Genomic DNA, 226 nt, shown 5'->3' on the forward strand with positions numbered 1-226 from the left:
TGTCATCAGCTGTCATTCTCTGGTTTCAATCCTTGTTTTAGTGGATCTTGCTCACGAATAATATAGAACGTCTGGATATACCGAATGTCGAACTTTAGTTTCAATCCTTGTTTTAGTGGATCTTGCTCACGAATCATAAACTCCCAACAGCAACAATTAACCATTATGAGTTTCAATCCTTGTTTTAGTGGATCTTGCTCACGAATAATACAAGAATAATTAACAA

At 35.4% G+C, this 226-nt stretch carries 1 protein-coding gene; it reads right to left on the minus strand.

Annotated elements, in window-relative coordinates; genetic code table 11:
* Positions 1 to 5 precede the first annotated feature (5 nt).
* A partial coding sequence (locus ASJ81_RS23395; RefSeq protein ID WP_212556107.1) for a hypothetical protein occupies positions 6 to 226 on the minus strand: 221 nt, incomplete at its 5' end.

The sequence above is a fragment of the Methanosarcina spelaei genome (assembly GCF_002287235.1).
GTDB lineage: Archaea > Halobacteriota > Methanosarcinia > Methanosarcinales > Methanosarcinaceae > Methanosarcina > Methanosarcina spelaei.